The 24,211-nt window shown below is 33.4% G+C and carries 21 protein-coding genes; 13 read left to right on the forward strand and 8 right to left on the reverse strand.

The features are described from left to right. Positions 1–3 precede the first annotated feature (3 nt). From BUB42_RS02690 to BUB42_RS16360, 6 genes are all read left to right on the forward strand, one after another. Positions 4–366, forward strand: a complete 363-nt coding sequence (locus BUB42_RS02690; protein ID WP_073016940.1) for a hypothetical protein — start codon at positions 4–6, stop codon at positions 364–366. A gap of 30 nt (positions 367–396) precedes the next feature. Continuing rightward, entirely contained in the window at positions 397–654 is a 258-nt protein-coding gene (locus BUB42_RS02695) for a hypothetical protein (RefSeq protein WP_073016941.1), read from the forward strand. Between the two features lie 289 nt (positions 655–943). Next, positions 944–1,945 carry a DNA-binding protein gene (locus tag BUB42_RS02700; protein ID WP_073016943.1) on the forward strand — a complete coding sequence of 334 codons (1,002 nt, stop codon included), beginning with the start codon at positions 944–946 and terminating at the stop codon, positions 1,943–1,945. 2 nt (positions 1,946–1,947) lie between these two features. Beyond that, positions 1,948–2,430 carry a type II toxin-antitoxin system death-on-curing family toxin gene (locus tag BUB42_RS02705; RefSeq protein WP_073016945.1) on the forward strand — a complete coding sequence of 161 codons (483 nt, stop codon included), beginning with the start codon at positions 1,948–1,950 and terminating at the stop codon, positions 2,428–2,430. Positions 2,431–2,527: 97 nt separating this feature from the next. After that, positions 2,528–5,887, forward strand: coding sequence for a helicase-related protein (locus BUB42_RS02710; RefSeq protein ID WP_073016947.1), 3,360 nt, complete (start codon positions 2,528–2,530; stop codon positions 5,885–5,887). 182 nt (positions 5,888–6,069) lie between these two features. Next, on the forward strand, positions 6,070–6,216 hold the full coding sequence (locus BUB42_RS16360) for a hypothetical protein (protein WP_170857175.1): 147 nt from the start codon (positions 6,070–6,072) through the stop codon (positions 6,214–6,216). A gap of 56 nt (positions 6,217–6,272) precedes the next feature. On the opposite strand, the gene carB is transcribed toward BUB42_RS16360, so the two are convergent. Further along, complete coding sequence (gene carB / locus BUB42_RS02715) at positions 6,273–9,125, reverse strand: carbamoyl-phosphate synthase large subunit (protein ID WP_073016948.1); 2,853 nt, start codon at positions 9,123–9,125, stop codon at positions 6,273–6,275. A gap of 156 nt (positions 9,126–9,281) precedes the next feature. Continuing rightward, positions 9,282–9,443, reverse strand: coding sequence for a 50S ribosomal protein L34 (gene rpmH, locus BUB42_RS02720; RefSeq protein WP_007136275.1), 162 nt, complete (start codon positions 9,441–9,443; stop codon positions 9,282–9,284). Between the two features lie 162 nt (positions 9,444–9,605). Between rpmH and BUB42_RS02725 the strand changes: the two genes are divergently transcribed. Next, positions 9,606–10,121, forward strand: coding sequence for a hypothetical protein (locus tag BUB42_RS02725; RefSeq protein ID WP_073016949.1), 516 nt, complete (start codon positions 9,606–9,608; stop codon positions 10,119–10,121). A gap of 50 nt (positions 10,122–10,171) precedes the next feature. Here BUB42_RS02725 and BUB42_RS02730 read toward each other — a convergent pair whose 3' ends face one another. Further along, positions 10,172–11,065: a lytic transglycosylase domain-containing protein gene (locus BUB42_RS02730; RefSeq protein ID WP_073016950.1), complete on the reverse strand. Its 894-nt coding sequence runs from the start codon at positions 11,063–11,065 to the stop codon at positions 10,172–10,174. 41 nt (positions 11,066–11,106) lie between these two features. Further along, complete coding sequence (locus BUB42_RS02735) at positions 11,107–11,775, reverse strand: alpha/beta hydrolase (protein WP_073016951.1); 669 nt, start codon at positions 11,773–11,775, stop codon at positions 11,107–11,109. 112 nt (positions 11,776–11,887) lie between these two features. On the opposite strand from BUB42_RS02735, the gene BUB42_RS02740 reads away from it, so the two are divergent. The 6 genes from BUB42_RS02740 (at position 11,888) to BUB42_RS02765 (ending at position 17,293) form a co-directional block, all read left to right on the forward strand. Beyond that, positions 11,888–12,604: a pirin family protein gene (locus BUB42_RS02740; RefSeq protein WP_073016952.1), complete on the forward strand. Its 717-nt coding sequence runs from the start codon at positions 11,888–11,890 to the stop codon at positions 12,602–12,604. A gap of 29 nt (positions 12,605–12,633) precedes the next feature. Next, positions 12,634–12,918, forward strand: coding sequence for a GNAT family N-acetyltransferase (locus BUB42_RS02745; protein ID WP_073017354.1), 285 nt, complete (start codon positions 12,634–12,636; stop codon positions 12,916–12,918). 414 nt (positions 12,919–13,332) lie between these two features. Beyond that, positions 13,333–13,779 carry a MarR family winged helix-turn-helix transcriptional regulator gene (locus BUB42_RS02750; RefSeq protein WP_073016954.1) on the forward strand — a complete coding sequence of 149 codons (447 nt, stop codon included), beginning with the start codon at positions 13,333–13,335 and terminating at the stop codon, positions 13,777–13,779. Position 13,780: 1 nt separating this feature from the next. After that, on the forward strand, positions 13,781–15,166 hold the full coding sequence (locus BUB42_RS02755) for a TolC family protein (protein ID WP_073016955.1): 1,386 nt from the start codon (positions 13,781–13,783) through the stop codon (positions 15,164–15,166). Between the two features lie 12 nt (positions 15,167–15,178). Continuing rightward, the gene (locus tag BUB42_RS02760; protein ID WP_073017356.1) at positions 15,179–16,132 is read left to right on the forward strand and encodes an HlyD family secretion protein; all 954 of its coding nucleotides are present in this window, start codon (positions 15,179–15,181) and stop codon (positions 16,130–16,132) included. Positions 16,133–16,135: 3 nt separating this feature from the next. Next, positions 16,136–17,293, forward strand: coding sequence for an ABC transporter permease (locus BUB42_RS02765; RefSeq protein WP_073016956.1), 1,158 nt, complete (start codon positions 16,136–16,138; stop codon positions 17,291–17,293). Between the two features lie 91 nt (positions 17,294–17,384). Here the strand turns inward: BUB42_RS02765 and BUB42_RS02770 are convergent, their stop codons facing one another. The 4 genes from BUB42_RS02770 to BUB42_RS02785 all read right to left on the reverse strand — a co-directional run bounded on the left by BUB42_RS02770 (position 17,385) and on the right by BUB42_RS02785 (position 24,088). Next, the gene (locus BUB42_RS02770) at positions 17,385–19,019 is read right to left on the reverse strand and encodes an ABC-F family ATP-binding cassette domain-containing protein (RefSeq protein ID WP_073016957.1); all 1,635 of its coding nucleotides are present in this window, start codon (positions 19,017–19,019) and stop codon (positions 17,385–17,387) included. 164 nt (positions 19,020–19,183) lie between these two features. Beyond that, entirely contained in the window at positions 19,184–20,650 is a 1,467-nt protein-coding gene (locus BUB42_RS02775; protein ID WP_073016958.1) for an alanine/glycine:cation symporter family protein, read from the reverse strand. 334 nt (positions 20,651–20,984) lie between these two features. Continuing rightward, a complete protein-coding gene (locus tag BUB42_RS02780; RefSeq protein ID WP_073016960.1) occupies positions 20,985–22,448 on the reverse strand; it encodes an alanine/glycine:cation symporter family protein in 1,464 nt (487 codons plus the stop codon). A 464-nt stretch (positions 22,449–22,912) separates the two neighbouring features. Next, the gene (locus BUB42_RS02785) at positions 22,913–24,088 is read right to left on the reverse strand and encodes a GlmU family protein (RefSeq protein ID WP_073016963.1); all 1,176 of its coding nucleotides are present in this window, start codon (positions 24,086–24,088) and stop codon (positions 22,913–22,915) included. Positions 24,089–24,211 lie beyond the last annotated feature (123 nt).

The raw sequence follows: 24,211 nt of genomic DNA on the forward strand, positions 1-24,211 counted from the left end.
GATATGGCAAATAAGTACATAGTAATTATAGAAAATAAAAAGAACAACAATCCATATCGTAAGGCAGATAATGATTTTTTAGATGATGTAGCACAAGACTATTTTGATAATTTTTATACAATCAGCAATAACTTAAAAAACAGCTATCAAAATAATATTATTCAACTAGCTATTAATTCATTTATTATTTCATCCAATTTAGAACTTGATATTTTGCTAGCCGAAATTCAAAAAAATACTGAAAGTTATAGCTCTTACAATGCCAATGAATTTCAAATATACGTAACTAAAATTAGCCACTTCAAACATTCAACCACCAGAGAAAAAGAAGTGGAACTACAATATATTTTGCAAAAATCACAATAGTAAATAGATTAAAATAAAATAGGTAATACAATGAACAGCTACATCAATCGTTTAACAGAAACAAAATTGTATTTAGAAGATATTCAATCCGAATTTCCAAATTCAGTTCTCTGGGAAATGCTCCATAGAGCAAGTTGGCATTACAAGATAGATTGGATAATGTGGATTGACCAAAACAAAGACTTTATCCAAAAAATAAAATCTTTACCTTTTGAAGCTATTATAACTGAAGAAATAAGAGGCGAGTTTTATAAAACGGTTGAAGAAATAATAAAAAGTAGAAAATGAACATTAACTAAACATAATAATTTACAAATTCTACGAGCTTACTTATGCAGAAGTATTGATAGTTGACCCTGCATTTGGGTTAAGTGAGCAAGAGTATAATTAGTATACGTACTAAAAAGTTAATAAATAAGTCAAAAATAATCTAAACGTTAACACCAGTAAACAAAGGGGTTTTAATGATTTTACCATGATGTTACCCTCATCAATGAGGGGAACATACAAAAGTTATTAACATTTTTTGCAATTATTGATAAAAATTAGTATTGTCCAAAACTAAGCTAAAAGTATAATGAAAGATTTAACAATTTCCAATATAGACCGCCAAAACATACTAAACAATTATGTAGTGCTAACACAATTGCAAGACTACATAGGGCTACCAGGTATGTATTATAACGAGCAGTATTATTTTACAAAGCAGCAATTAGCAGACTTTTATCAAATAGATATAGTAACTATTGAACGTTATCTGGAAGGCAATGAAGAAGAACTAAAACATAATGGCTATAAAGTAATCAAAGGTAAAGTACTAAAAGAAGTTAAAGAACAATTTGGTCCTATCTTAAACATTCCTAGCAAAACATCACAATTGGGCTTATTCAATTTTCGCTCACTTTTAAACATTGGAATGCTACTGGTAGAAAGCGAAATGGCAAAAGCACTTCGTAGCAAAATGTTAGATATTGTTATTGATAGTCTAAACCAAAAAACAGGTGGTTCTACTAAATACATCAACCAACGCGATGAAGATTTTTTAAATGCAATTCTCAAAGAACCACAGTATCGTAAAGAGTTTACAAATGCTTTGAACGAGTATCTTGATTTGGGTGCTTTCAAATATTCCTATTATACCGATAAAATATACCAAGCCGTTTTCAAAGAAAAATCAGAAGAGTACAAACGAATTTTGAAGTTAGAAGCTAAAGACAACGTACGAGATACAATGTATGCCGAAGTTTTAAAACTAATAGCTTCTTTTGAAACAGGTATGGCTCACGAAATGAAATTACTTTCAGAGAAAGAAGGTAGAAAAATTACAAAGGTAGAAATGGATAACTTGCTAATAAGTTTTGCAATACATCCACTATATAAACCATTGATAGATGATGCTCGAACCAAAATGGCAACCAGAGATTATGGTTTCCGCAGAGTATTACACGATAATCTGGAGCAGTACATTGATACAGTTTCCAAAACTGATTTCGATAGATTTTTGGGTGAAAAAAGTAAAACACTCGAAGAGCGTATTGACGAAAATATTGATGTGTTCAAAAGACTTAAAAATAGATAAAGATGGCATACAATTATTTTGATGTCGACTATGCGATAAAAGAACACGACTATATTATTGAAAAGTCAGGTGGTTTGTCCGGAATAAAAGACAAAGGGCATTTAGAAGCAGTTTTAGATTTTGTGCAAAGCGATATGTATTATCCAACATTTGAAGAAAAAGCGGCTTATCTTTTTTATGCATTAAATAAAAATCACGCATTTACAGATGGAAATAAAAGAGCTTCCATAGTATTAACGGCTTACTTTTTCGAATTAAACCAATTAGATTTTATCGTAGGTCGGTTTATAAGAGAAATAGAAAATATAGCGGTTGACGTAGCAGATAATGCGATTGATAGAGATTTGCTTTTTGAAATTATAACTTCATTTATTTACGAAGATGATTTTAGTATAGAATTAAAAATGAAAATTATTGAAGCAAAAACAATTCATTTAGAAAATAAAACACTTTTAGAAAATGACAATAACCAACACCAAGAGTAACAATAATTATATTGAGCAAATAATGCAATATAATCAATAGTATGGACAATAGAATGCGCAATATTAATTAAAATAAGAGTTTAAGTAAATTACAACGATGGCAAACAATTTCATAACCAATAATAAAACTCATAAATCACTAAAAGGACGATTAAATACATTAATCGGAATTAGTGACGAACTTAAATTTCTAGTAGGTTTCTTCTATTTTTCGGGTTGGCAAGAACTTTTTGAAAATCTAAAAAAGAACGAAAATTTAACCTTAAAATTATTGGTAGGTTTACAAGTAGACCAAATCCTAAATAAAATTGTAGAACACGGCAGTCAAGAAGAAGAGTTATCACAAGACGACCAGTTCAACCAGTTTATGACTTCAATGGGTAATGCCATTAACAACGAAGAAATGGACACAGAAGCATTCTACAACCAAGTAGAATTCTTTTTGCAAATGCTAAACGAAAAACGATTGACTATTCGTAAAACCGAAAACTCAAACCACGCCAAATTATACCTATTCCGTTTAAACGAGGAACAGGCAGAAATACAAGCAATGTCTGGTCAATTTATAACAGGAAGTAGTAATTTAACACGTGCGGGTTTATCAGGTCAAGAAGAATTTAATGTCGAGATAAAAGATTATGGTTTCAACGATGCAGAAACATATTTTGATGAACTTTGGGAACGAGCTATTCCAATTTCAGAAATCGAAAACAGAAAAGAATTCCTAATTCAATTCATTCAACACAAATCACAAGCAGCTTCTGTAACACCATTTGAAGCCTATGTTTTAATCTTAAAAACCTATTTAGACCTTCAACAACAAAAACAAATTAAACCCGAAGTAGAAAATCTATTGGAGGAAATTGGATATAAAAAATACAGTTATCAAACCGATGCAGTAAACCAAGCATTATCAATAATAGAAGAATACAACGGCGTTATTATTGCCGATGTGGTAGGTTTAGGAAAATCGGTAATTGCTTCTTTAATAGCCAAAAATTTAGGTAAAAGAGGAATGGTTATTTGTCCTCCAGGACTTATAGGTGACAAGACATATAGCTCGGGTTGGTGGGGATATATCAACGATTTTAAACTATACGATTGGGAAGTAGAAAGTCGTGGTAAATTAGAAGATTTGGCAGACACTATCCAAACCAAAGGAATTGAAGTAGTAATTGTCGATGAAGCACATTATTTTAGAAACCAAGATACTGCCGATTATGAAGCATTACTTACTATTTGTAGAGACAGAACTGTTATTTTATTAACGGCTACACCATTTAATAATTCTCCTGCGGATATATTTTCATTGTTGAAATTATTTATTGTTCCGGGTAAATCTGGGATAACTATTGATGACAATTTAGAAGGATTGTTTCGTGGATTTAATTACAAATACAAACGCCTTTCAGACATCATCAAAAATTGGAATTCAAATAAACCACAAAAAAGACAAAAAGCAGAAGCACTTTATGTTACAATGCTAAACAAGGAATTACCAGTTGATATTTATATTGTAAGACACGAAACCAAAATATTAGCCAATCAAATTAAAAATATAATTGCATCAGTTGTAATTCGTAGAAACCGTTTGGATTTAAAGGAAGATTACGTTTATAAAGCTGAAGTTGGTGATTTATCAATAGTAAAAGACCCAGTGGAATTATTTTATCATTTAACACACGAACAAAGTACATTTTATGACAGAATTCTAAACGAATATTTTGAAGAAAACGGAAGGTTCAAAGGGGCAATTTACCAACCTTTCAGTTATGAAAAAATTGTTGATGAAGAAAAATTAGACGAACAAGGAAACAGACAATTCCAACAACAACAAAACTTATTTGACTTTATGAGACGTTTATTGGTAAAACGTTTCGAAAGTTCTTTTGGAGCGTTCAGTCAATCCATCGATAGATTTTTACAAGTACATATATTGGTTAGAGATTTTATTGAAAAATCAAATGGTAAATACATATTAGATAGAGGTTTAATAGATAAAATTAAATCGTATGACGAAGATGATATTGATAGAGTTTTAGGTGAATATTCTAAAGACTTATTAAACAAAAAAGTACCTAAAAACAATACGGTTTATGATGTAAATGATTTTCAACGTAAAACGGAGTTTCTGCAAGATATAGAAAATGATATAGTGGTATTTCAGGAAATTCAAGCCCAATTAAAAGTCTTGAAAATTGTAGATAATGATCCAAAAAGAGAACGTATTGCGGAAGAAATAAAAGCAGTTCTAGCAGCTGATAAAAACAGAAAAGTGATATTGTTTTCAGAATATGTCGATACAATAAAACATTTAGAACCTTATTTCCGTGAAAAATTCGGAATAAGATTGTTAGTTTGTGATGGAAAGGTCTCAAAAGAATTAGCTAAAAACTTAAACACAGATTACAATGCGCAATACAAAGGAACTCAAACCAACCATTTTGATGTATTGCTAACCAGTGACAAGCTTTCAGAAGGATTTAATTTGAACCGAGCTGGAGTAATTGTCAATTATGATATTCCTTGGAACCCAACAAGAGTAATACAAAGAGTTGGTCGTATCAATCGTATCGGAACTAAAGTATTTGATGAATTGTATATCTATAACTTCTTTCCATCGGAAATAGGTGCTGATATAGTAAAATCAAGAGAGATAGCAGCTCAAAAAATGTTCTTAATTCACAGTTCATTGGGTGAAGATGCCAAAATGTTTGATGAAGAAGAGGAGCCAACAGCATCAGGACTATTCAATAAATTAAATCAAAACCCGGATGAAGGAGGCGAAGTAAACACATCAACTCATATCAGAAATACATACAAGGATATTGAAGAGAAATATCCAGAGGTTATCAAAAAAATTAGCAATTTACCAACAAGAGTAAAAACAAGTAAGGCATTTGATAAATACCAATTGAATGTATTAAGAAAAAAAGGATTAAGTCTATTTGCTCAAATTATTGAAAAGGAAGAAGGAATTCATACGAATATTACAGAAGTAACATTTGAAGAGTTAGTAGTTCATTCACAATGTGAATTCGATGAAAACAAATTACCATTATCAAAAGATTTTTGGAATAATTATGAAAATATTAAAACCTTCAAACCCAATTACAAAACAGGTAGAAGTGATATTGCTTTGGAATCAAAAGCATTAGAAAATTTAAAAGTATATTTGAAAGTATTGGCAGGTAATGAAGAAAGCTTAGCAAACTTCGTAAAAATGCTAATAAAGGATTTAAAAAAATACCATACACTTTCAGTAAGAACACTTGGCAGATTAGGAAGAAAAACAATTGATATAAAATCAAGCGAAAAAGAAATTAAAGCACTAACCAACGAGATTAATTGGGTTAGAAACCATTTTGGAGATGATTATTTAGATAGAATTTTAAAAAGAGTAGACAATCAAAAAAATGAGGTAATTATTGCGGTGGAGAATAAAATTAATATCTAAAACCAGATAACTAATTAAATTATTTAGTAAAAATTTGTTTAACTTTATTTGTTGATGATGTCTCACAATAAATTATGTATTGGATTTTAAATTTACATTATTTAACTTTACAGAAAGTTGTTTAACTACGAATTTCATTTCAAAAAAATGAATCATTCTGATAAACCCTAAAAAAAATTGGAATGAAAGAATATAAGAGATCGCTGGACCAACAAAAAATTATTGATTCAATGAGCAAAGTATACGAGAAACTAATCGAGTTCAAAAAGAAGTCAAATAGTGAATTAATCATCATGAAGGACAATAAAATAGTTAGCGTTAAGCCATGAAGAAACACAAAAAAAGCCCCAATTAAGGGGCTTTTTTACTATCTATATTTCAAGTATTATTTACTCAAATACATTTTTCTTCTCGAATACAATTCATAAAACTGATCGTCTTTCAAGTCATCAATAAACAAGATGCTTTCTCCTGTTGATTTCATCTCTGGGCCTAATGCCTTGTTGACATTATGGAACTTACTGAAAGAGAAAACCGGTTGCTTGATTGCATATCCTTTTAATTGCGGGTTGAAAGTAAAATCAGTTACTTTATTGTGACCTAACATCACTTTTGTCGCATAATTCACATACGGTTCGCCATACGCTTTTGCGATAAATGGAACGGTACGAGACGCTCTTGGATTGGCTTCAATGATATAAACGATTTCGTCTTTTATAGCAAACTGTATATTAATTAAACCTACTGTTCGCAAGGCCAACGCTATTTTCTTCGTATGATCTTTTATTTGTTGCATTACAAGTTCGCCTAAGTTGAATGGTGGCAACGTAGCATTACTATCGCCTGAATGCACTCCGCAAGGTTCTATGTGCTCCATAATTCCTATGATATACACATTTTCACCATCGCAAATGGCATCTGCTTCAGCTTCAATAGCACCATCAAGATAATGGTCTAAAAGCAATTTATTCCCTGGAATAGTTTTCAATAAATTAATAACGTGCTCTTCGAGTTCTTGCTTGTTGATTACAATTTTCATTCCCTGACCACCTAACACATACGACGGACGAATCAATAATGGAAAGTCTAAAGTATCTGCTAAAGCAGAAGCTTCATCAGCAGTTTCAGCAATCCCAAATTGTGGAAACGGAATATCTAATTCAGTTAGCAATTCAGAGAAACGGCCTCTATCTTCGGCTAAATCCAAAGCATCAAAGCTTGTTCCTATAATTTTGATTCCATATTTAGACAATTTTTCTGCTAATTTTAAAGCGGTTTGTCCGCCCAGTTGTACGATAACGCCTTCTGGTTTTTCATGTTGGATAATATCGTAAATATGTTCCCAAAAAACCGGTTCGAAGTACAATTTATCGGCGGTGTCAAAGTCAGTCGAAACTGTTTCTGGATTACAGTTAATCATGATCGTTTCATAGCCACATTCTTTGGCGGCAAGCACACCATGCACACATGAATAATCAAACTCAATTCCTTGTCCAATTCTATTTGGCCCTGAGCCAAGAACTACAATTTTCTTTTTATCAGTAACAATACTTTCGTTATCAACGTAACGTGTTCCGTCTGCTTTTTCAATTTCAGCTTCAAAAGTCGAATAGTAATATGGTGTTTTTGCTTTAAATTCGGCTGCACACGTATCTACTAATTTGAAAACTCTGTTAATATTCATGTCCATTCGCAGCGTATGAACCTGACTTTCAAGACAACCCATCATGTGCGCAATTTGTCTGTCGGCAAATCCTTTTTGCTTCGCTTCCAGCAATATTTCTCTTGGTAAAGAATCAATTTTATAATTAGAAATTTCTTTTTCTAAAGTGTAAAGCTCTTCATATTGCTTCAAAAACCACATATCAATTTTTGTGATTTCATGAATACGACTCAATGGAATTCCAAGAGCGATTGCATCATAAATCACAAAAACACGATCCCAACTCGCATAAGTTAGTTTCTCAATAATTTGCTCGTAGTTTGTATATCCTTTTCCGTCTGCTCCTAACCCATTTCTTTTTATTTCCAATGATTGAGTAGCTTTGTGTAACGCTTCTTGGAACGAACGTCCAATTCCCATTACTTCCCCCACGGATTTCATTTGAAGTCCTAAAGTTCTGTCGGCGCCCTCAAATTTATCGAAGTTCCAACGTGGAATTTTCACAATCACATAATCTAATGTCGGTTCGAATAAAGCAGAAGTTGATTTGGTGATTTGGTTTTGCAATTCATCTAAATAGTATCCTAGCGCCAATTTAGAAGCAATTTTTGCAATAGGATAACCAGTCGCTTTTGATGCTAATGCAGAAGAACGCGACACACGAGGATTAATTTCAATGGCTACAATATCTTCTTTTTCGTCAGGCGAAACGGCAAATTGCACATTACAACCTCCTGCAAAATTCCCAATACTGCGCATCATCAAAATGGCATAATCACGCATTCTTTGAAAAGTACGATCCGATAATGTCATTGCTGGAGCAACCGTAATCGAATCACCAGTGTGGATTCCCATGGGATCCATATTTTCAATTGAACAGATAATGACAACATTGTCGTTCTTGTCTCTCAACAATTCCAACTCATATTCTTTCCAACCCATTAAAGCTTTGTCAATTAAAACCTCATGGATAGGTGACGCTTCTAAACCTCGAGTTAAAAGTTCATTAAAATCTTCTTTCTTGTAGACAATCGCGGCTCCAGTTCCACCAAGGGTAAACGAAGGACGAATCACTAATGGAAACCCAAATTCCTGCGCAATTTCTTTTCCTCTTAAATACGAAGTACAAATTTCGGCAGGTGCAGAAGGGACATTTATTTTTTTAAGCAACTGTTTGAACTGCTCTCTGTCTTCGGTAATGTTGATGGCGTTAACGTCAACACCTATCATTTTTACTCCAAAATCAGCCCAAATTCCTTTCTCATCCGCTTCTAAACACAAGTTTAAAGCGGTTTGTCCGCCCATTGTAGGCAAAACCGAATCGATTTGTGGATGTGCTTTTAAGATTTCAATAATGGATTTTGTAGTCAGCGGTTTCAAATAGATATGATCGGCCATCGATGGATCGGTCATAATTGTAGCTGGATTCGAATTGATTAAGATGACCTCAATTCCCTCTTCACGAATAGAACGAGCTGATTGTGATCCTGCATAATCAAATTCACAGGCTTGACCAATAACAATAGGCCCTGAACCTATTATCAAAACGGATTTAATGGATGTGTCTTTTGGCATTTTGTAGTGTGTTGTGTAGTTGTAGTATTTTATCGTAACTGTAAATTCTGTTTTTTAGTAGCCTAGTAGGCTGATTTTAAGACATTACGAGCCGACAAGGTATAAAAAAAGGCGATACTAAAAAAAGTAACGCCTTATTTATGTTTAAAAAAAACATTATTTTTTGTGTCTTGGTTCACAAGAAACAGTCAATTTATGTCTTCCTTTAGCTCTTCTTCTAGCAAGAACTTTTCTTCCATTCGCAGAAGCCATTCTGTCCATAAATCCGTGCTTATTTCTTCTTTTTCTTTTCGATGGTTGAAACGTTCTTTTGCTCATTGCTTTGTATCTTTAAAATCTTATTTATAGCTCTTCTTAATTTGGATACCGTTACCCGAAATCCGAGTGCAAATATACAAAGACTTTTTTTCCTCACAAGTAGTTTTGTAAAAATATTTTCAATTCATTTTACTATATTTGTGATCTTAAAATAATCACAACATGTTTCACAGAAATATTAAACTTATTCTAGCCGGACTTATTATTGTTACTGGCGTTTGGCAATTTACAGAGAACAATATTGGCAACGGAATTTTCCTTTTACTAATAAGTGCATTCCCTATTTTCCTTTATTTCAAAAATGAATTTATTCTTTTAGCTTTTTTAAAACTAAGAAAACAAGATTTTGAAGGTGCTAAAAAATGGTTGGCTTACATAAAAAATCCAGAAACTGCTTTAATACAAAAGCAACAAGGTTACTTTAACTATTTACATGGAATTATGCTTTCTCAAACAAATATTATTCAAGCGGAGAAATATTTCAAGAAAGCAATCGCATTAGGATTATCTATGGATATGGATTTGGCTGTAGCCAAATTAAATCTAGCTGGCGTTGCAATGTCCCGAAGAAGAAAACTAGAAGCTACTACTTTGTTAAACGAAGCAAAAAAGCTTGACAAACAAAATATGTTGAAAGAGCAAATCACAATGATGAAAGATCAAATGAAAAAATTATAGTTTTTAAAAGAGCCAAATGTTTGACATTTGGCTCTTTTTTTATAATCAAATCAATATCCACTTAAGGGAATTTCGATTTGGTATTTGTTACTAGTATTGTTTAACAATCTTGTTTCCCGGAGCCAAGGATTGTGAATCTTCAAAATTTTATAATTGATCCCTTGACTATTAGCAAAATCAGCCAAATCGGTAATAGAACTATCAATTATAATTTTTTGAGTTGGCAAAGATTCATATAAATCCTCGGATGCAATAGCAAAACCATATTTTTGCGGATTTTGCATAATTCCTTTTAAGGCTAAAATCCTAAAAACATAGCGAGCCGTTTCTTCGGTGAGAAGTAAATCATAATAATTAGATACTTTTTGAATCGAAATTTGTTTATTTACACCGCCCATTCCGCCGTTATAAGAGGCTGCGGCCAAAGTCCATGTACCAAATTTAGCTTTTGCTTTTAGCAAATAAGTGCATGCCGCTTGAGTTGATTTTTCTAAATCATAACGTTGATCCACATTTTCATTGACTTCCATTCCGAGTTCTCTAGCCGTTTCTGGCATGAATTGCCAAATACCTCTCGCTCCTGCTGATGAAACTGCATTGACCAGTCCACTTTCGATAACTGCTAAATATTTAAAATCATCAGGAATACCGTTCTTTTTTAAAATAGGCTCAATTACAGGAAAAGCACGATTTGCTCTTTTTATAGCCAAAATAGTGGAAGAGTGTAGATTTACATTTATCAGCAACTCTCGATCCATACGCTCTTTAACATCTGATATTTTCATCGGTGTTTCTTCCGCTGCAAAATCCAATTTCATTGGTAAAATATAACCAATTTCATTGGTAATATCTTTATTTTCTTTAGAATTTGATGCGGCAAAAATAAATATTCCACTGACAAAAATCACGATCAGGATTATTGCAACTTTATTAATTAATTTCATCTTTTCTATTATTTTAATTTCATGTAATCATAAAAGTACATTTATTTCTTTTCTGCTGCTAATATTATCGATGGTAGATTTTCGTTAAGCCATTTATATTTACTTAAAATCATGATGTGAGTTCCGCCTTTTACAACAATACACTTGTTTATATATTTGATAGGGAAAACATCATCGGTATCGCCGTGAATATGAATTACATTTTCATCAATTACTGTTCTATCCCATAAAATTATTTGTTCTACCGCCCATTTCAAATAGCGAATATCGCGCACTGCTAGAAATTTTTCATATAATTTAAGTCGTTTGTTAATAGTTGCACCAAACGAAAATTTAGCTAAATTTTCGATGTTCAAAATTAAACTCATTGGAATAAACTTATAAGCTTTAGTAGTTTTAGCCAATTTAAATCTTCTAGGAAATTCGAGATTACTTTTTACACTTGAAATAATAATTACTTTTTTAGCGTCAACAAAACGAGCCATTTCTTGAACTAAAATTCCACCAAATGAAACTCCAATTAACACTGGATTTGGATGTTTTATATTATTCGCAATACGCTCTGCGTAATTCTTTAAAGATTCGTGATCAAATGGTATTTCCCATTTTAATAGATGTACTTCAAAATCGGCTTCTGGCAGAATGATTCTTTCAAAAATGGAAGTGCTTGCTGCCAATCCTGGCATCATATAAACGTGTATTTTACTCATAGTGTTTTTAACGATTTTATAACGTTATTCCGTTTTATAATCTCGAATTTTGCCTAAAATTAAATTTTTATTTTAAACTTTCCCCACTTTCTTTTTTAATTAGTGATACTTTATGACAACACAACTTTATCCATCAAGCTCAAGAGGCACGGCCGATTACGGTTGGCTCAAAGCCAATTTCTCCTTTTCTTTCGGAAATTATCACAATCCTAACCGCATGCAATTTGGACTGCTTCGCGTTCTCAATGACGACATGATCGACGGCGGAACAGGCTTTGGCACACATGGTCACGCAAATATGGAAATTATTACAATTCCACTTGAAGGTGCGCTAAAGCACCGCGATAGCATGGGTAATGATGGAATTATTCGCTTTGGTGAAGTGCAGGTTATGAGTGCGGGTAGCGGGATAGAACATTCTGAAATGAATGCTAGTGAAACCGATAAGACAAAAATGCTACAATTATGGGTATTCCCTGATAGAGAAAATGTAAGTCCGAGATATGACCAAAAATCATTTGATATTGATAATCAAATCAATACCTTTGTAAACATTGTTTCGCCAAATGATATGAACGATGGAAATGCACTTTGGGTTTACCAAAAAACCTTTTTTCACTTAGGGATTTTCGATAGCAATACTCAATCGACCTATACAGTTCGAATTCCTGAAAATGGTGTCTATTTATTTTTAATCGAAGGCGAAATAGAAATTAATAACCAAGTTTTGAAGGCAAGAGATGCCATGGGAATAACCGATTTTGAGTCATTTGAAATTAAAGTTGTTTCCAAATCAAAAATACTTTTGGTAGAAGTACCAATGAATTAGATTTAAATATTATGAATGTAGAGCACCCTATGGAAATCAAAGACAACACTTTTTCAAGACAATTTGAGACTACAGTAAACGAGGGATTAATTACAGTTGAATATTCTTTTCAAGAGAAAAAAATATTTTTAACAAAAATAAACGTTCCAGAAGGATTTGAAAACGAAGAAGTTATTTCTGATTTCCTAAAAAACATTATGGAAATCGCGACCGAACGAAAATTGAAAGTAGTTCCTATCCTTCCTAAAATAGTAGTTTTTTTTAAAAAGAATCCCATTTATAAAGAGCTGCTTCCCCCAGGAATAAGACTATAAAAAAAGCGACTGTATCCTAAAATACAGTCGCTTTTTCTTTAAATGCATAAAACAAAATTAATAACACATTTTGTTACTTCCTTTTAGCCAACGATAAACCTTGCTGCATAGTCGGCCTGATTGGATCTGCAAAAAACTACACAATAATTCAAGAAATATTTATGTACTTAAATTGTTTATTAAATACTTCAAAACTTTTGTAATTGAAATCAGAATACGTAACCATACCTCTTTGAAATAGAATCGTACTGATAAACCAATAGTTACATAAATAACCCTGTAAAAAATTCAGCATGATTTAATGAAATTAGACCTTTAAAGGCTAAATCAGTTGTTCATTTAAAAGAAAAAACATAATAACAACAATTATTGAGAAAAACTCAATATCTTTTTAGTTGTTTAAACAACCTTATTATGGAAACTATTTATTCTATTGAAAATCTGCATACTATATTATCAGGAAGAACTCACTCTGCTTTCAATAGAGCACTACTGTCTAATTTCAGAAAAAACAATATCCTATTAACTAGAGAACAGTGGACGATTTTGGGCGTTTTATGGAAAAATGACGGCTGTACACAACAAACCTTAGCAAATCAAACCTCCACAGACAAACCTGGTATAACGCGCTTAATTGATAATTTAGAAAAAGAAAACCTAGTAGAACGACATCCTGACACCAATGACAAACGATTGAAATTAATTTATCTCACACCCAAGGGAAAATCAATTGAAGAAGAAGTATTGAATGTCGTCAATCAAACTCTCACTGAGGCAGTAAAAGATATTGAATCCGAAAGGCTTCAAATAGTAAAAGAAACTTTCCAACAGATCTATGATAATTTAGAAACAAAAAAATAAGATGAAAAAATATTTAGCCCTTTCCGTCCTTCTGCTATTTTCATTTACGACCAGTTATGCTCAAATAGAAGTTTCAACTTCCTTGCAAGAAGCAGTTCAAAAAGCAATTGAAAAGAACAGTTCTATAAAAAATAAAGAACTCGAAATCGAAAAACTAAACCTTCAGGAAAAGAGCGTTTGGAATAAATATATCCCAACTGTTGAAGCGAGTGCTATTTATTCTTATTATGATAATAAAACTACGATAGATCTTCCCACCACGACAGTGCCCATTATTAATAATCCGCTGTTTGAAGGCAAATCAACTTTCGATAATTATGGAAACATTTTTAATGGAGGTTTGATGGCAAAAACCGTTCTATTTAGCGGCATGCAAATTCCTAACGGGGCCAAAGCGCTGAAACAAAAAGCCATAGGAACGGAATACCTCAAAGAATCAGAAAAAGACGTTATTATAAAAGACGTCATTAATACTTTTGACCAAATTGCTTTATTAAATGAAGTGGAAAAACTCCTAAATGATAGTGAAAAAAGACTGGAAACAGAAACCAAAAGAGTTTCAAAAGCTATCGAACAAGGTCTTGCTATTCCTTATGACAGAGATAAAATAAAATTAGCTTCATTAGAATTGGGCTCAAAAAGAGTAGAACTAGAAGGAAAACGCAAACTAGTCTATAGAAAAATCCGCTATCTTACTGGCTTTAAGGATTCAGAGATAAATACTGTTCAATATAATTTGGTTCCTTATCTAATTACAGCAGACAAATTAAATACCGAAAACAAACAGGAAATTAAAGCCTTAGAATCATTCAAGTTGGCGTACGAATATTTGTTAAAGAAAGAAAAAGGCACTTATCTTCCTACTTTAGGCGTTTTTGGAGGAGTCACTCATTCTAGTCTATTTAATGCAAATACGACAACTCCTATAATCACCGGCATAAATGCTGCGCTCTATTTAGGCTTAAATGAATTGACAATAAGTCCAAATTGGATGATTGGAGCAGGAATGAAATGGGAAGTATTTGCCGGTTTTGAACGAAAACACAAAGTTCATGAAGCCAAGATAAACATCGAACAAGTTCAAAACCAAATTGATGATACCAAAGAAAAATTGCAATTGCTCCTAGAAAACAACCTAGTAAACTATTCTGTTTTGAATCAAAAACTAGAAATAGTCTCGCAACAAGATAAAATCGCCAGTAACAATTTGAACTTAGCCATCAAACAATATAAAGAGGGCCTAATAAATATTTCTGAGCGTTTAGAAGCCGAAAATGATTCTTACAAAGCATCGCTAAACAAAATAAACACACTCATAGAGCAGCGATTGGCAGCTATTGAAACAATTATAGCAACAGGTGAATTAACAAAACATATTTCAAATTAAATGCAAGAAGCTATGAAAAAAATGATCACTTTGGTGGCAATCTCAACTTTACTTATGGGTTGTGGAAAATCAAAAAACGAGACTCAAATTCAAGGAAAGGTTGAAAAGGAACAAATTGCAGTCGTCAGTAAGATTCCCGGAAAGATTGTAAAAATATTTGTAAAAGAAGGTGATGTGGTAAAAAAAGGAGATACACTTGCCCTCCTTGACATTCCAGAAGTTGACGCAAAAAAGAATCAGGCAGAAGGCGCAGTTACCTCAGCAAGAGCGCAGTACAATATGGCTGTAAAAGGAGCAACTGAAAATCAGATTAAACAACTTGAAGCCAAAAAACAAGGACTAAAAGAACAATATGACTTTGCTCAAAAATCCATAAAACGTTTGAGTAATATGCTCAAAGACTCCTTGGTTTCACAACAAACTTATGATGAAACATTTGCCAAAAATCAAGGGGCACAGGCTCAATATGCAGCAGTGCAAGCAGAATTAGACGAAGCAAAAAGAGGCGGACGAATTGAGCAACAAACTATGGCTCTTGGCCAACAAGACAAGGCTATTGGCGCATTACAGGAAGTAGAAACTGCTGACAAAGAACGCTATATCCTTGCTCCCCAAGATATGAGTATCGAAACCATTACATTAAACTTGGGCGAGCTTGCATTACCGGGCTATACTTTGTTTAACGGTTATATAACGGATAGTATTTACTTCCGTTTTACCGTCGCGGAAAGCCAATTGGATAAAGTAAAAAAAGGACAGGAAATAACAGTTCATGTTCCCTACAAAAAGAAAGACCTTAAAGGAACTGTCACTATAATAAAACAATTAGGAGCTTATGGAAATATTGCAACTGCTTATCCTGATTATGAAATACAGGAAAGTTTGTTCGAAATAAAAGTAACTCCTTCGAATGGCGAAGAAGCAAAAGACCTGATTACAAAAACCACTGTAACTTTATCCCTATAAATTATGCAAAACTTCCTGTCACTTCTCAAAAGAGAATTCAAACTCTTTTGGCAGAATAAAGTACTACGATTGCTTTTTATTGGAGCCCCATTGCTTTATGGTATTTTGTTAGGCTACGTTTATGGCAAGGGAAAAGTAACTGATTTACCCATTATTGTGGTCGATGAAGATCGCAGTGAAATGAGTTCAAAAGCATTGCAAATGTTTGACGATAATGAAGTCCTTAATATCACTTCATTATTATATGACCAAAGTAATCTTTCCCAAATCGCCATAGACAAAGAAGCGGCATGCGTAGTGATTATTCCCAAGGGATTCGAAAAAATGGTATTGACAAAAAAATATCCTGAAATTGTAACGATTGTAAATACCTCAAATGTTTTAACTGCCAATTATGCTTCTACGGCTTTGCAAGTTTGTTTAGGGACCTTAAAAGCTGGAATCCAAATAGAAACGTTACGCAAACAAGGAGTACCGGAAAATTTGGTTGCAACACAATACGAACCGTTTAAAACAACATTCGTAAAAAAGTTCAATCGAAGTACGAACTACATGTATTTTCTTTGGCCTGGAGTATTAGCAGCTGTTTTGCAACAAGTTTTATTACTGGGTTTAGCGTTGGCATTTGCATCAGAATATGAAAATGGTACCTTCAAGGAATTAGTTGAAAAATGTCCCTCGTTACTAAAATTAATGAGCGTGAAAATTATTCCTTATTTGATTATGAGCTTCGGACTGTGGCTATTGTATTGGTTATTTACTTTGTGGTTCAGAATTCCTTTCTATGACAATCTGCTTCCGCTTACGTTTGTCGCAGGAATATTTGTGATTTCTGTGTGCTTCATCGGAATTTTAGTCAGTATTCTGGTTCCGAACCAGCTAAAAGCAACTGAGATCTTAATGGTAATTGCTACACCGAGTTTTATTTTAAGCGGTTTTACCTGGCCTTTAAGTCAGATGCCTGTTTGGGTCCAAGACATAGCCAATTGCATTCCTTTAACCCATTTCTTAAAAGCTTTCCGGGTTTTAATTATCGAAAACGGTACACTTTCACAAACTTATAGCTCTATCTGGAATATGATCGTGATAGGCCTAGTTTGCGGTTTTTTAGCATATATCGCTCTGTATTTCAAAAGAAAAAACATCCTAAAGGAAATTTAATTCCCTACTTTACTAAACACAAAAGGCATAAGAATTCACTTATGCCTTTTTTATATCTATAAACAGTTATTCAAAATCTATTTTCTAAACACTACTTCTCGATCTCTTTCATGCTATCTATCTTCTTGTGCGCCAAGAAACCCGTGATATCTTCAAAATGCTCCACTACTCTTTTATTTCCAAACTCAAAAACCTTTGTCGCTAATCCGTCAAGGAAATCCCTGTCGTGAGAAACTAAGATTAAAGTTCCATCAAAATCACGTAACGCATCTTTGATAATATCTTTAGTTTTCATGTCCAAGTGATTCGAAGGTTCATCCAGAATCAATAAGTTTACTGGTTCCAGCAACAATTTAATCATCGCTAAACGTGTTTTTTCTCCACCAGAAAGCACTTTTACTTTTTTAGTCACATCATCACCATGAAACATAAAAGCGCCTAAAATATCTTTGATTTTTGTTCGAACATCACCAACGGCAATATCATCAATAGTTTCAAAAATAGTAGCATTTTCATTTAGTAATGACGCCTGATTTTGTGCAAAATACCCAATTTGAGCGTTGTGGCCTATCTCAAGACTACCACCATTTATTTCGATTTGCTTCATGATGGCTTTGATCATCGTTGATTTTCCTTCACCATTTTTGCCTACAAAAGCTACTTTTTCGCCTCTTTCAATAACGATATTTGCATCTTTAAAAACTACATGATCTCCATAAGATTTTGATAAATCTTTTACAATTACCGGATATTGACCAGAACGAACTGCAGCTGGAAATTTAAGTTTTAGCGCCGAAGTATCGACTTCATCAACTTGAACGATAACTAATTTTTCTAACATTTTAACGCGTGATTGAACCGCGTCTGTTTTAGAAAAAGTACCTTTAAATCGGTCGATAAAAGTTCTATTATCAGCAATCATTCGCTGCTGTTCATCGTACGCTTTTTGTTGATGCATTCTACGATCCTTTCGCAACTCCAAATAATGAGTATACTTTGCTTTATAATCGTAAATACGACCCATAGTAACTTCGATCGTTCGATTCGTGATATTATCGACAAAAGTCTTGTCGTGTGAAATTACCACAACGGCCTTAGCTGAATTAATCAAGAAATCCTCAAGCCATTGAATACTTTCAATATCCATGTGATTTGTAGGTTCATCTAGCAAAATTAAGTCTGGTTTTTGCAAAAGGATTTTTGCGAGTTCAATACGCATTCTCCAACCACCTGAAAATTCAGAGGTTTGACGGGTAAAATCTTCGCGCATAAATCCTAAGCCAACTAGTATTTTCTCGACTTCAGCTTCATAATTCACTTCTTCAATCGCGTAAAATTTCTCACTAAGGTCAGAAACTCGTTCGATTAATTTCATGTAAGCATCACTCTCATAGTCCGTTCTAATGGTCAATTGTTCGTTGATTTCGTCAATTTCTGCTTTCATCGAAAAAATTTCGCCAAAAGCTTTAGAAGTTTCTTCCATTACGGTTGCGCCATCAGTAGTCAATAAGTGTTGAGGCAAATAAGCCACAATCGCATCTTTTGGTGCCGATATATTTCCTGTTGAAGGTTTGCTTTGCCCAGCGATAATCTTAAGTAGCGTAGATTTTCCTGCTCCATTTTTGCCCATCAAGGCAATTTTATCATTTTCATTTATTGCAAAAGAAACATCACTAAAAAGCGTTGTGCCACCAAACTGCACAGAAATATCGTTAACTGTAATCATTGAATTGTTGATTTGAAGATTCGGCTTTTCGTTACTCTAAAAACCGATTTGTTATAAAAAGTGCAAAGATAGATTAATTAGTAATTTGTTTGCTAAAAAATAAAAGCTTCTAAAAACAGATTAAATTCTGCTTATTAGAAGCTGTTAAGCTATTAGTTAATAAATTATTTCTCGTCATTCTTTTTATTAATAGAATTCCAAATATGGGCATTAGACACTCCAATATCATCAGGATGAAAAACAGGGTCATTTCCGGCTTTTCGTTGTTTTTCGTAATCTTTCAACGCTAACAATGCTGGTTTCTGTAAAAGAAGAATGGCAATAATATTGAACCAAGCCATTAATCCTACTCCTAAGTCGCCTATGTTCCAAGCTAGTTTAGCTTGATTGATAGAACCATAAATAATAACTACCATCATCAATACTTTCAGCAAATGAGTATAAATAGGAGATTTTAAATTCCTAGTTAAATAAGAAATGTTTGTCTCGGCTATATAGTAGTAAGCTAACAAGGTCGTAAAAGCGAAGAAAAACAACGCTATAGCAACAAAATAGGAACCAAAACCAGGCAAAACACTATCCATTGCTATTTGAGTAAATCCAGCACCCGCCGAAACATTTTGGGCTCCAGAAAATAAATACTCAGTAGCTCCATCCGGACCTAAAACTGGATTGATCACGTTGTATTTTCCGGTGATGAGTAACATAAATCCTGTGGCTGAACACACTAATAAAGTATCAATATATACTGAAAATGACTGAACTAAACCTTGTTTAGTAGGATGTGAAACATTTGCGGCAGCAGCAATATGTGGTGCAGTTCCTTGACCTGCTTCATTTGAATAAATCCCTCTTTTTACTCCCCATTGGATTGCCAAGCCAAAAACCGCTCCAAATCCAGCTTCCATGTCAAAAGCACTTTTAAAAACAAGAGCTACAACACCTGGAAGTTTATCAATATCAATTGCAATGATTACTAATACAATTACAATGTACGCAATCGCCATTAGTGGGACAACAAATTCAGTAACCTTTGCGATTCTTTTTACACCACCAAAAACGATGGCACCAAATATTAGAGCCACTACTAATCCTGATTTCCAAGTATCTATTTCAAATGCATTTTGTATTCCATCTGCAACAGAATTAGCTTGAACACCCGGTAATAAGAACCCTGCAGAAATGATAGAAACGACCGCAAAAAGGACACTAAACCATTTTACGCCCAATCCTCTTTCAATATAAAAAGCTGGTCCTCCACGAAATTCTCCCAAATGCTTTTCCTTGTAAATTTGAGCTAAAGTAGCCTCCACAAAAGCGGTACTTGCTCCAAAAAAAGCAACCATCCACATCCAAAATAATGCTCCAGGTCCTCCAAAAGCTATTGCCGTAGCAACGCCTGCGATATTTCCGGTACCTACTCTACCCGCTAATGACATTGACAACGCCTGAAAAGAAGAAACCCCAGATTCAGAACTTTTACCGTCAAATAATAACCTAAACATCTCCTTAATATGACGTAGCTGTAGAAAACGAGTCCTAACAGAAAAATACAAACCCGTCCCTAAACACAAAATAATTAATGCATTACTCCACACAATACTATTCAATATCCCAATAATCTCTTCCATAAATCTCTTACTTTATTACTAATTTAAACGGAGTAGATTGTACTCGTTTTTAATTATTTTTATAAAAATAAAGCTTTAAGTTAAAAAAAACTAACTCTGAGGCTCTAAAAGGGAATTGATGAATAAAAGAGAGTTGTACTAAATCCCTAAAAAGTTAAAAATAAAGAATACAACCAGAACATAAGTTGGTAATTAAATGCTTAATTGTACAAATTATTGAATAGTTGTAAAAATAAATGAAAAAAAATAAACTGAATCCATAAATCAATTTCTTTGCAAGTATTCCTTTTTAAATCTATTGTTGGTGCAACAATACAATATGATTACAGATTAGTTAAACGTGCTTACTTTTAGTTATGGTATTCCATATATGTGCATTATGCACTCCAATATCGTTGGGGTTAAAAGTAGGATCTAGTCCCAGCTTCTTTTGCTTTTCATAATCTTTTAAGGCAGCCAATGCTGGTTTTTGTAACAAAATAATTGCCACGATATTAAACCAAGCCATTAATCCAACACCAATATCACCAATATCCCAAGCTAATTTTGCTTGATTGATTGAACCATACATAATCACAAGCATCATAATTGCTTTCAATGCATAATTATAAACAGGCGATTCAAATTTTCTTGTCAAATAAGAGACATTAGTTTCAGCAATATAATAGTAGGCAATAATAGTTGTAAAAGCGAAGAAAAATAAAGCTACCGCAACAAAGTAAGATCCAAAACCAGGGAAAACACTATCCATTGCACTTTGTGTAAAACCAGGTCCCACAGCAACATTTTGCGCACCAGAGTATAAAAATTCATTTGTATTCGAAGATCCAAAAGCTGGATTGTAAACATTATACTTCCCAGTTATCAATAGCATAAATCCAGTTGCTGAGCAAACTAACAGCGTATCAATATAAACTGAAAAAGACTGCACTAATCCTTGTTTCACAGGATGCGAAACATTTGCGGCAGCGGCAATATGAGGAGCAGTTCCCTGACCCGCTTCATTAGAATAAATCCCTCTTTTTACGCCCCATTGAATTGCTAAGCCAAATACAGCTCCAAAACCAGCATCCATATTAAAAGCACTTTTAAATACTAGCGCAATTACATCAGGAAGTTGTTTTATATCAATTGCGATTATTATAACGGCAATCAATATATATCCTATTGCCATAAAAGGAACAATATATTCGGTGAATTTGGCAATTCTTTTTACACCACCAAAAACAATAGCGGCAAAGATCAAAACAACACCTAATCCAGTAATCCATGTATCTAATTGAAAAGCATTTTTAATCCCATCAGCAACTGAATTTGCCTGAACTCCTGGTAATAAGATACCAGCAGAGATCACAGAAACGATTGCAAATAGTACACCAAACCATTTCACTCCTAATCCACGTTCGATATAAAAAGCAGGACCTCCACGAAATTCTCCTAAATGTTTTTCTTTATAAATTTGGGCTAATGTTGCTTCAATGAATGCGGTGCTTGCTCCAAGAAATGCGACTAACCACATCCAGAACATTGCTCCTGGACCACCAAATGCAATGGCAGTTGCAACACCTGCGATATTTCCAGTACCCACTCTACCCGCTAATGACATCGATAAAGCCTGAAAAGAAGAAACACCAGATTCAGTACTTTTTCCGTCAAATAACAAGCGAAACATTTCCTTGAAATGCCGCACTTGCAGAAATCGGGTACGATACGAAAAATACAGCCCTGTCCCTAAACATAATATAATCAATGCATTACTCCAAACAATTGCATTAACAGCAGCAACAAAATCCTCCATAAATTCAGTTTTGTAAATATTCTAAGAGATCAATAAAACAATTGATTTATCCTTTTCTATCTAATTTTTTGTTATTTAATATTTCTAAAATTTGCTTACCTAAATGATATTCTTGGCATATTCCACAGTCGAAGACATACAGATCAATGATAATTCACTTTGATTTAAAAAAAATAATGCTACCACTTAAATTTTTACAGTATTCGTGGGGCGTTTTCTTTACTATTTTTCGCTAAAACTAAAACATACCAATAAAAAAAACTAGCGTAGAACAAATAAAAAAACGATTTCTAAATTAACGTACTAGAAATCAACTCGTAATGAACTATATTAATTTTAGTTTATAGCTAGACTATTAAGAAATAACCTCGCTATTATCAACTTGCGCTAGTAAGTACAAGGCATAAAAAAACTGTCTCTTCGCAAAGTAGACAGTTTTAGGTTTGATTTTTTTTATTGCTGAATTATTCTTTTCGCCACTTTTTACTTTCCTCAAAAATATGTTCCAAGATAGCTGCTTCTCTTTCATCAAATTCAATTCCGCGGCGACTCATTACCAGTCTGGCAGTCTCAAAAGCTTTTTTAGTTAAGTAAGTCGTAAATCCAGCAGCTCCGCCCCATGAAAAACTTGGTACAAAATTTCGAGGAAACCCACTTCCAAAAATATTTGCACTCACGCCAACCACTGTTCCTGTGTTAAACATGGTATTAATTCCGCATTTACTATGATCCCCCATCATCAAGCCACAAAACTGAAGTCCTGTTTTTGCAAATCCTTCGGTTTCATAACTCCATAATTTTACTTCTTCGTAATTGTTTTTCAGATTAGAATTATTCGTATCAGCGCCTAAGTTACACCATTCACCAATAACAGAATCGCCTAGATATCCTTCGTGTCCTTTATTGGCATGAGCAAAAAGAACGGCATTTTTTACTTCACCACCAATTCTTGAATACGGCCCAACTGTTGTAGCGCCATACACTTTAGATCCCATTTTCACTTGGGCATTTTCGCATAAAGCAAATGGTCCTCTAATAACAGATCCTTCCATAATTTCAGAATCCTTACCTATATATATCGGTCCAGCAGAAGCGTTAAGAGTTACGAATTCTAATGTTGCTCCGTCTTCGATGAAGATATTTTCAGCAGCAATAACATTAACACTTTTAGGAATTGGCTGTGACTTTCTGTCTTCGGTTAGGTAATCAAAATCCTCTTGTATTGCCAAATTGTTTTTCGAAAAAATGTCCCAAGTGTTTTTCACTGTGATACAATCTTCTTCAAATTCTAAAATTTCGTAAGTGTCAAAATCTACTTCTTCTTGCTCATCATTAGTGTAAAAAGCAATAACTTCATCTCCCTTAAAAATAGCCTGATTTGTCTCCAAATTACTTACCATTTCAGTCAAGATAGCATTAGGCAAGAACGAAGCATTGATCATCACATTTTCTTCTAATTCAACCATTGGATATTTCTCAGATAAATATTCCTCTGTTAATGTCGTTGTCGTAGAACCCAAACGCAATTCCCATTTTTGACGAATAGTCATAATTCCAATTAGGATATCAGCAACTGGACGTGTAAAAGTAAAAGGCAACAGTGCGTTTCTTGCTGGGCCATCAAAGAGGATATAATTCATAAAAAAGATATATTATAGGTTTGTTTTAGATACTTTTCAGAACACAAAAATAATTATAAAAAATAGTTTTATGTTTTAATTAAACCAGAAAGTTAAAAGCTTTTGGTTTACTGCAAAAATAAA

This window comes from Flavobacterium micromati (assembly GCF_900129585.1).
In the GTDB taxonomy this organism is placed as follows: Bacteria; Bacteroidota; Bacteroidia; order Flavobacteriales; family Flavobacteriaceae; genus Flavobacterium; species Flavobacterium micromati.